The organism is Mesorhizobium sp. M7A.F.Ca.CA.003.01.2.1, from assembly GCF_003998945.1.
In the GTDB taxonomy this organism is placed as follows: Bacteria; Pseudomonadota; Alphaproteobacteria; order Rhizobiales; family Rhizobiaceae; genus Mesorhizobium; species Mesorhizobium ciceri.
In genome coordinates this window covers 1-457 of sequence record NZ_RZRA01001668.1, presented here as the reverse complement: position 1 = coordinate 457, position 457 = coordinate 1, and the positions used below count along the sequence as shown (strand labels likewise).

At 59.3% G+C, this 457-nt stretch carries 1 protein-coding gene; it reads left to right on the top strand.

Translation table 11 applies throughout. From position 1 onward, the window contains the following. Positions 1 to 310 precede the first annotated feature (310 nt). On the top strand, positions 311 to 457 hold a 147-nt coding region (locus EN969_RS34855), incomplete at its 3' end, for a 3-methyl-2-oxobutanoate hydroxymethyltransferase (RefSeq protein WP_245467699.1).

The following is a 457-nucleotide window of genomic DNA, read 5'->3' as shown; positions in this document are numbered from 1 at the left end:
TTCCTATCGTCTGGCTGTTCCACCAGGTGAAAAACTGCGTAAGGAAAGTCTTCATCTCAAAACCCTCGCGCCGGCAGCGCCCGTTTCCTGCTTATGGCGTCAGGCCTTGCCGAAGGCAAGGCTTTTGCCACGGCGTGTGCGCAAATGGCTTTCCTGAAACCCGACACAAGCCTGTGATCCTGCCGGTGGCTGCATGCACGCTTGCCAAGCCTTTGCGGTGTTTCTAAAGCTCTGCGCGCCCATGCTTGTATCCAGCCCGGCTTGAGGCCAAAGGAGGTGACGATTGGCCACGGAATTGCCGACCACCGACATGCGCATCAGCGCCGAGGCGATTCGCCACCGCAAGGGCGGCGCGCCGATCGTTTGCCTGACCGCCTATACCTATCCCATCGCCCGTCTGCTTTATCACCATGTCGATCTGCTTCTGGTCGGTGACAGTGTCGCCATGGTCCTCCAC